Origin of the sequence: Chitinophaga sp. (assembly GCF_036569125.1) — a bacterium.
Lineage (GTDB): Bacteria > Bacteroidota > Bacteroidia > Chitinophagales > Chitinophagaceae > Chitinophaga.
Genome location: NZ_DATCRF010000142.1, coordinates 1 through 8,422, shown reverse-complemented (window position 1 = coordinate 8,422; position 8,422 = coordinate 1). Strand labels below are relative to the sequence as shown.

Annotated in this window: 7 protein-coding genes; 3 read left to right on the top strand and 4 right to left on the bottom strand. The window is 49.3% G+C overall.

Annotated elements, in window-relative coordinates; all coding sequences use genetic code 11:
* Both VIM87_RS05050 and VIM87_RS05045 read left to right on the top strand, forming a co-directional pair.
* Nucleotides 1–281: hypothetical protein (locus VIM87_RS05050; protein WP_331995922.1), on the top strand; the 281-nt coding region annotated here is incomplete at its 5' end.
* 74 nt (nt 282–355) lie between these two features.
* Nucleotides 356–1,045 carry a flavin reductase family protein gene (locus VIM87_RS05045; RefSeq protein ID WP_331995921.1) on the top strand — a complete coding sequence of 230 codons (690 nt, stop codon included), beginning with the start codon at nt 356–358 and terminating at the stop codon, nt 1,043–1,045.
* Here the strand turns inward: VIM87_RS05045 and VIM87_RS05040 are convergent.
* Nucleotides 1,019–2,533, bottom strand: a complete 1,515-nt coding sequence (locus VIM87_RS05040; RefSeq protein ID WP_331995920.1) for a lipase maturation factor family protein — start codon at nt 2,531–2,533, stop codon at nt 1,019–1,021. The two genes, VIM87_RS05045 and VIM87_RS05040, sit on opposite strands and share 27 nt — an antisense overlap.
* A gap of 226 nt (nt 2,534–2,759) precedes the next feature.
* Between VIM87_RS05040 and VIM87_RS05035 the strand changes: the two genes are divergently transcribed.
* The gene (locus VIM87_RS05035) at nt 2,760–5,147 is read left to right on the top strand and encodes an ABC transporter permease (RefSeq protein WP_331995919.1); all 2,388 of its coding nucleotides are present in this window, start codon (nt 2,760–2,762) and stop codon (nt 5,145–5,147) included.
* A gap of 210 nt (nt 5,148–5,357) precedes the next feature.
* Here VIM87_RS05035 and VIM87_RS05030 read toward each other — a convergent pair whose 3' ends face one another.
* The 3 genes from VIM87_RS05030 to VIM87_RS05020 are packed head-to-tail and all read right to left on the bottom strand — an operon-like array spanning nt 5,358 to nt 7,974.
* Nucleotides 5,358–6,401 (bottom strand): MlaD family protein, encoded by a 1,044-nt coding sequence (locus tag VIM87_RS05030; protein WP_331995918.1) that lies wholly within the window; start codon nt 6,399–6,401, stop codon nt 5,358–5,360.
* Between the two features lie 3 nt (nt 6,402–6,404).
* Nucleotides 6,405–7,178: an ABC transporter ATP-binding protein gene (locus VIM87_RS05025; RefSeq protein ID WP_331995917.1), complete on the bottom strand. Its 774-nt coding sequence runs from the start codon at nt 7,176–7,178 to the stop codon at nt 6,405–6,407.
* A 4-nt stretch (nt 7,179–7,182) separates the two neighbouring features.
* Nucleotides 7,183–7,974: an ABC transporter permease gene (locus VIM87_RS05020; RefSeq protein WP_331995916.1), complete on the bottom strand. Its 792-nt coding sequence runs from the start codon at nt 7,972–7,974 to the stop codon at nt 7,183–7,185.
* Nucleotides 7,975–8,422 lie beyond the last annotated feature (448 nt).

The following is an 8,422-nucleotide window of genomic DNA, read 5'->3' as shown; positions in this document are numbered from 1 at the left end:
AAGGAGAGCGTACAGTATATGTCAGCAGCTTTGCCTATAATCCGGATGAAAGTATTGTGCTCACTGAAACCGATGCAAATAAGAAGAACTCCCTCCATTTCTTTATGGAAAAGATGGATGAGCATACCAGCCGTTTCACGCTGTCCTGGTACACGCACAAAAATCCTGTAAACCAGCTGTTATTTAAGCTCGGCAAACAGGCCCGGGTGGAAAAGGACCTGCAGGAATCCCTGGCAGCGCTGGAGCCCCTGTTACACGAAATAGAGGTACCGCCGTTCTAACATATTCCGCAAGAACCGGGTTTCCCGGCCAACGGTGCACCGCTACATTTGCAGGGTAAACAAAACAATTGTATATGCACCTCAGCACAGATCCCGCTATTTTATACTTCGGCACACCGGTAGTTTTGATCAGCACGCAGAATGAAGATGGCAGCGCCAACCTGGCGCCTATGTCTTCTGCCTTCTGGCTGGGATGGCGTTGTATACTGGGTTTGGCCGCACCATCCAAAACTACGCAGAACATTATACGAAACGGCGAATGCGTGTTAAACCTGCCCTCCGTACACCAGGTGGCCGCCGTGAACCGCCTGGCCCGCACTACGGGCAGCAATCCTGTACCGGAAGGTAAGCTCAAAAAGGGCTATCGTTACGAGCCTGCCAAATTTGAAACTGCCGGCCTTACAGCCATCGCTTCCGAAACCATATCCCCGCCCCGCGTACTGGAATGCCCCGTGCATATGGAGGCTAAGGTAGCAGCCGTACATGGTGTAGGTGATGATGAACCTTTGCAAAAAGGACGTATCGTAACTATTGAGCTGCGCATACAGCGTGTGCACGTTCACGATAGTATTTTAATGGAAGGCACTACCAACCGTGTGGATCCGGATAAATGGCGCCCGCTCATCATGAGCTTCCAGCAGTTCTATGGGTTAGGGGAGCAGGTGCATGATTCCACCCTGGCGCAGATCCCGGAAGCACTGTACCATAGCGCTGATATTGATAAGGCGAAGTCCTTATCATTTCAGCCATCCTTGTCCTTTTAAAAATGCGATCAGCCGCGGATCCTCTGCAGATAACGCCGGGATCCATTCGCCCACACGCTCACGGTTCCACCAAAGGCCGCCTGCATTGCCAGGCCGGGCAAAAGTATAGCGGTATAATACGGCGCGGATAAACCTGGGCGGCTTATCGGGAAAGGGATTGCCGGCAAATAAGCTTACAGCGCCCGGGTTGTTATGCAGCAGCTTCCATACCAGGTGTAACGTCCACGGATACTCGTTTGCCGATGACATGGAAGCAAACCACATTTGCCAGTCCAGGCGCAGCTGGTAAGGCGCTATTTGTGGCGGCCGTTTATCAGGGGCTACCGGCAGGCCCTTGTAGATGTAGGGCTTCCAATTGGCTTTATCATCAGGATACTCGTCGGCAGTACCTTCAAATACCACATTTAAACGTTCCTGGCCCACTGATCCAAAGGCGCCATAGGTATTTACCAGCGCAAGCGGATCATAAGAGCTGTTCATGACCTGCCCGGGCGACAGCAAATTCAGGGCGGGCTGAATGCTGAGCAGCGCAATAACAGCCGTAACGATCCATGCGGTAACGGTCATGGGTTTGGATGTTACGGCGTTGGCGGCAGCAGCTTCCGCCTTACGTACCAGCACCCCTGGCAATATCTTCGACCAAAAGCCATCATCAAAACAAGCCAGTGCAGGTATAATGGTAAGCCAGTTTAAGAACGAGAGGTTACCGCTAAGTATAATATTCACCTGGAATAAGATGATCACCACACCCGCAATATGCCGGGCTATGCGTGGCCCGAATACAAAAAAGGGCGCTGCAATCTCAGCCAGCCAGTTAAGCCATACGCCGGTCTTTAGCGCAGCATGCGGCAGAAAATGAAACCAGCGGCTTAAGGGACCGGGAATGGGTTGTGTTTCAAAATGATGGTAGAGGGCAGTGCCATTGCGCCATATTTCATCGCCCCGGTACTTGATCAGCCCCGATCCCAGCATAATACGGAAGATGAGCCAGCGGAATAAAATGAGCACAGGCAGGGGAGGCGCCGTACGCGGAAAAGGGCGCGGGTCAAGCAGCGGGCAAAGAAAAATGGAAAGAAAGCCGGTTTCCGCAAGCTGGATCTCCCATCCATATCCATACCATTCCTGCCCCACATGCACAATAGAAAGATAAAGCGCCCATAGCACTGTAAGCCCGATGGCATTTGCATAACCGGCTGCTACTATGCAGGAAAGTATGAATCCGGCCCAGGCCACTGTTAACAGTGCCGTATCAGAATGCCAGTACCAGAAAAGAGAAGGCAAACGCCGGAAGCCTGCGCCGCTTGATCCAAATGCAGCGCTTACCCGGTCAAGGTAGTTGCTCACGGGCAGCAATCCATCAGCGCCAATTAAAGGAACAAGCTGGTTAATGGCCACCAGGAAAGCGACTGCATACACCAGCCCAAGCATACGAAGTATTACAAAGCGTGTAAGCCAGTAGCCGGTAGCAGGAGAAGCTTCACTATCCATAGCTTGCTGTTGTTAAATATTACATCAATTTATAGAAATAATCCTGGAAATGCATTAAGCGTTTAGCGTTAAGCATTCAGCATGTTTAATTACCGGACATGCCCTGTCCGATAATGAACAATCCTTTCCTTCCGTTTTCATATAAACACCTGATTTCTAGCCAGGTAGTTTTCGGGCATTTTTTTTGGAACCTCAAGCCAGCTTTATGCTTTATGCTTTTCGCTTTATGCTTAACACTTATCTGAAGATTGCGCTGCGTTACCTGCGTAAGAACAAAACACATGCCTTCATCAACATCGGCGGGCTGTCAGTAGGCATGGCAGTAGCTATGCTGATCGGCTTGTGGATCTGGAACGAGCTTTCTTTTAACAGGTATCATCAGAATTATAGCCGCATTGCCCAGGTAATGCAGCAGAAAACGCTGGATGGTAAAGTGAGCACAGGCGGGGTAATTCCCATGCCGCTGAATGCCGCTATGCATGAAAGTTATGGCAGCGATTTTAAGTACATTGTTATGTCAACCCTTACCTGGGATCATATTCTATCCGCAGGTGATAATAAGGTTACCTATGCCGGCAATTATATTAGTGCAGATGCCCCGGAAATGTTTTCCCTCCGCATGCTTAAAGGCACGCGTAATGCATTAAAAGGCCCTTCCTCCATGCTGCTTTCCCAAAGCGTGGCAAAAGCTTTGTTTGGCGATGCCGATCCCATGGGCAAAGTAGTAAAGCTGGATAATAAGGTTACGTTCCTGGTAGGCGGTGTGTATGAAGATCTGCCCCGCAGCTCCACCCTGCACAATGTAGCCTTTATGGCGCCCTGGGATTATTTCAGAACTTCGGAAGACTGGATCGTGAACCGGGCTGCGGCCGACTGGAACGATGATTTCCTGCAGATGTATGTGCAGGTAGCAGATCATGCAGATCTGGCAAAGATATCTTCCAAAATAAAGAACCTTAAAGCAGAAAGGGCAGGGGCGGCCAATGCGCTGGCTAAGCCGGAGCTGTTCCTGCAGCCTATGTCCAAATGGCACCTGTATATGGAGTTTAAAGATGGTGTGAACGTAGGCGGCGCTATACAGTATGTGTGGCTTTTCGGCATCATTGGTGTTGCGGTGCTGCTGCTGGCCTGTATTAATTTTATGAACCTGCAAACAGCGCGCTCAGAAAAGCGGGCAAAGGAAGTAGGCATCCGCAAAGCCATTGGCTCTTTCAGGGCGCAGCTCATTTACCAGTTCTATTGCGAATCCATGTTAACGGCTGTGCTGGCCTTTGTACTGGCCCTGCTGCTGGTAGCGCTGGTGTTGCCATTCTTTAATAATATAGCAGATAAGGATATGCATATCCTGTGGACCAGCCCTTTCTTCTGGGGCAGCTCCATAGGCTTTGCTTTATTAACCGGTTTGCTGGCGGGCAGCTACCCGGCTTTATACCTTTCCTCTTTTCAACCGGTAAAAGTATTAAAAGGTACTTTCAGGGCCGGCCGCCTGGCGGCCATACCGCGTAAGGTGCTGGTGGTAGTGCAGTTTGCAGTGTCTGTGGTATTGATCATCGGTACTATCATTGTATTTAAGCAGATCCGTTTTGCTCAGAACCGCCCGGTAGGCTACAGCCGGGAGGGCCTCATCACTATAGAAACTTCTACCGACGATCTGCACAATCATTTTGAAGCCATACGCGCTGATCTCCTGCGGTCCGGCGCCATAACAGCCCTGTCAGAATCATCCAGTCCTGCAACCGGTGTAAACAATTACCGCGGCGGCCTGGAATGGAAAGGAAAAGATCCGGCTATGACAGATAATTTTGCCAACATCCGCGTAACATCTGAGTATGGCAAAACCGTAGGCTGGCAGTTTGCCGCAGGCCGCGATTTTTCCAGGGAGCTGCTCACGGATTCCACCTCGCTGATCGTTAATGAAGCTGCCGTAAAATACATGGGGCTTAATGATCCGGTAGGGGAGATTGTGCGGTTCAGGAACAGGGATTACCACATTATTGGCGTGGTGAAGGATATGGTAATGCAATCGCCCTACGAACCTGTGAAACAAACTATTTTCTATCTAACCCCCTATGATTTCGGGTATGTGAATTTCCGTATCAGTCCTAACGTAAGCGCACATACGGCGCTGGATAAAATAGCTGCTGTTTGCAAAACTTATGCACCCGCAGCACCTTTCACCTACAAGTTTGCCGATGAGCAGTATGCCCGCAAGTTCAACGCAGAAGAGCGCATCGGTAAGCTGGCCGGCTGTTTTACCATCCTGGCCATTTTTATCAGCTGCCTGGGATTGTTTGGTATGGCCGCTTTTATGGCAGAGCAGCGTTTCAAGGAAATAGGCGTACGCAAAGTAATGGGCGCCTCTGTATTTAATTTATGGAGCCTGTTGAGTAAAGATTTTGTAGTGCTGGTGATCATTGCCTTTTGTATAGCCGTACCCGTAGCCTATTATGGTATGAGCGTTTGGCTGCAACATTACCAGTACCGTGCTGTAATGTCGTGGTGGATCTTTGCCGTTACCGGCCTGGGAGCCATTGCCATTACCCTGCTAACCGTCAGCTACCAGGGCATTAAGGCCGCGTTAATGAATCCGGTAAAAAGCTTAAGGCTGGAATAATTAATAATTAATAATTAATAATTAATAATTAATAATCGTAGGGCTGGTTGTGTGCGAAACAGTGCTGTTTCATTATGCATGAACAATGGGTAGCATAATTAAGAATGAATAATTAACGATCAATAATCAAAGGGCCAATAGTGCATTAAAGGGCTATTCATTATTCCCGAACAATTACCACCCTGATTATTAATTATTCATTCTTAATTATTAATTACCCTGTCCCAATGCTTTTAAGCTGTCTTTCCTCGCTTTCTCCGCCTTCTCCTGCTCCTTCCTCTTCTGCTTCTCCTGCCGGCGGAAATACCCGCGCAGTAAAAAGTTATGCCGTACCGCTTCCATATTGGTATCCAGCTTGCCGGTGCTGTTGGCCAGGTTCTTTAAGGTCAGCTGCAGGTCGTGCGCAGCGCTGTCATCGTTCAGCAGCACACCTGCCGGCGATTCGCTGCTGTTTAACTTGGTGCTGATGCTGTTGCTGGCCTGCTGCAGGTTGGCTACTACATCATTGGCCCTGCGGGAGATGGTATCCAGGCCCGTAGCGGTATTACGCAGGCGTTGAAATATAACCGTATCCGTTACCAGGTCGTTAGCCAGTGTGCCGCGGTTCTGTAATTTAGCCGTATAGGCGGCCAGGTTATTGGTAAGGTGCTGCGCATTGGTAGCGCTGGTACCCAGTTTGGCCATAGTGGTATTCAGGTTATCGTATACCGTGCTGTCGGTCAGCAGCTTACCCAGGGTGCCCCGGCCTTCGGAGAGCTGCTGGGCCAGTTTGGCCAGGCTGCCGGTTATTTGCACCAGGTTCTTGTTGTTCACCTGCAGGGTATCCAGTATTTCATCGGTGCTGATGCTGGATGCCACGCCGATCACATCTCCATCCTCGATCACCGGGGCAGTGCCGCTGCCGCCGCTGAGCGCAATGATCTTGTTACCCACCAGCCCATCGGTGCTTACCTTGGCTTTTACATCCTTATGAATGAACTGGCGCGAGTTCTTGTCAATATTCATCAGCACCTCTATCTGGTTGTGCTGTATGAAGGAGATCTTTTTGATCATCCCTACTTTTACACCGGAGTACCAAACGTTATTGCCTTTGGCAAGCCCGCCCACATCATGGAACATTGCTTTTACCTCTACAGATGACATAAAGGATTTCCGTTGTCCGCCCAGTACCAGTACCGCCAGGGCAAAGATCAGCAACCCCAGGAAACTGAAGAGGCCTACTTTAACGGCTCTTGATCTGCTAGTTTCTTTCATAAGCTATTGTATAAAGTTATAGTCGTAAAATTCCCGTATCAGCTCGTCATTGTCGCTGAATACTTCTTCAAAGTTGCCCTCTTTAATAAACCTGCCTTCCTTCATAACGGCAATTTTATCGCCCGTAGCTTTTGCACAGGCCAGGTCATGCGTAATAATAATGGAGCTGGTCTTGAACCGTTTCTGCACTTCGTTGATCAGGTTATTGATATCTGTGCAGGTGATGGGATCCAGCCCGGCAGTGGGTTCATCATACAGCATGATCTCCGGCCGCAATATGAGGGTACGTCCTATGCCGATGCGTTTGCGCTGCCCGCCGGACAGCTCCGCCGGCATCTGGTTGATTGTTTGTGAAAGGCCCACGGCTTCCAGCACTGTGGCAATACGTTCATCCCTTTCCCGTTTGCTCATATGCGGCATATTACGCCTGAGGGGGAACGAAAGATTTTCGCCTACCGTCATGCTATCATATAAAGCCCCGTTCTGAAAGCAAAAACCCACTTTCAGGCGCAGCTCCCGCAGCTCATCATGCTTTAGGGTTGCTACTTCCTGCCCCAGCACATTCACTATACCTGAATCCGCATAGAGTAAGGCAGAAATGATCTTGATCAAAACCGATTTACCTGTACCCGAACGGCCCAGCACCACAATGTTCTCGCCCCGGTGCAGGTCCAGGTTAACGCCCCGCAGCACATGGTTCTGTCCAAAAGATTTATACAGGTCTCGGATAGAGATCACTGTTTCATCCCAGTGTATTTCCGGCGTAAATGGTTTCATATAGTTAGCGCAACATATTTATTACCTGAACAATAATGATCTCTTCTATAAAGATCAGGAACATGGATATTACCACGCTCACATTAGCCGCCTTACCCACGCCCTGCGTACCCTGCGTGGCATGATAGCCCTGGTAGCAGCTCACAATGCCAATGGTAAAGCCGTAGAACAGCGTTTTAATGAACGAGGAGAAAAAATCCAGGAACGAGATCTTCTCAAATGCATTCTGAAGAAAGATGGCCAGGCTGGTTTGCTCATTCAGGTGAATATCCAGAAAAGAGCCGCCCATGGCCACCAGGCCCGTATAGGCCATTAACAGCGGCACGCATAGCATACAGGCCATTACCCGGGTTACCACCAGGTATTTAAAAGGATTGATGGCCGATACCTCCATGGCATCGATCTGCTCCGTTACTTTCATGGAAGCCAGTTCCGCGCCAATGCTGGAACCCACCTTACCTGCGCAGATCAGCGCAGTCACCAGTGGCGCCAAAGCACGTATAACCGCAATGGAGATCAGCGATGGCAGCCAGGAGGTAGCCCCAAACTCCGCCAGCGATGGCCTGGATTGCTTGGTGAACACCAGCCCCGTGATAAACCCGGTGAGCGTGATCAGCAGCAATGATTTATTTCCTATATAATAACACTGCCGTACAAACTCCCGTCCCTCATATGGAGGGGTGAACATCTCCTTAAAAAACCGGAGAATGAACTTGAGTATGTCATAAAAATTCAGGAAAAACTTATCAATGCCCTTGGTAATAACCGGTTGCTCTGATCGTTCAGTAGACCCCATAGCTGGTATTTATCTATTAATAATGGCCATTTATCACATGCACGTGCCCTTTCTGCTGGTTTCGTAACCCGCCACGCGGTACTGTTAAACAAACAACATTCCAGAAACAGAATGTTGTAAAACCGCGCTGAGCAGATAAATTTATTAATAACCAGGTTGTAATATAAGCATATAGGAGGTAAAGACTGTACAATATGTGGAGTATAATCCCGGTTAATGGGTGGGCATAAGATAATAGTGATTTAACAGGGGTTACTTATGAGAAGTTTGGGTTATATGATTCCAAAATAAGCAGGATTTCCTTACTTTCAACGCCTCATAAACTTTACCATGCCATTACGCGTATTCATCCTCCTGATCTTTACCACTTTCTCTTACACCACCCATGCCCAGCTGCCGGCGCTCCGGCAGAAAATGGAAGCCGTTATTGCCGGCAAACAAGCCCGCA

What these genes read in the sequence shown, in the direction of transcription:
- VIM87_RS05045 (WP_331995921.1), top strand. Translation starts at nt 356, where the DNA reads ATGCACCTCAGCACAGATCCCGCTATTTTATACTTCGGCACACCGGTA.
- VIM87_RS05040 (WP_331995920.1), bottom strand. Translation starts at nt 2,533, where the DNA reads ATGGATAGTGAAGCTTCTCCTGCTACCGGCTACTGGCTTACACGCTTT.
- VIM87_RS05035 (WP_331995919.1), top strand. Translation starts at nt 2,760, where the DNA reads ATGCTTAACACTTATCTGAAGATTGCGCTGCGTTACCTGCGTAAGAAC.
- VIM87_RS05030 (WP_331995918.1), bottom strand. Translation starts at nt 6,401, where the DNA reads ATGAAAGAAACTAGCAGATCAAGAGCCGTTAAAGTAGGCCTCTTCAGT.
- VIM87_RS05025 (WP_331995917.1), bottom strand. Translation starts at nt 7,178, where the DNA reads ATGAAACCATTTACGCCGGAAATACACTGGGATGAAACAGTGATCTCT.
- VIM87_RS05020 (WP_331995916.1), bottom strand. Translation starts at nt 7,974, where the DNA reads ATGGGGTCTACTGAACGATCAGAGCAACCGGTTATTACCAAGGGCATT.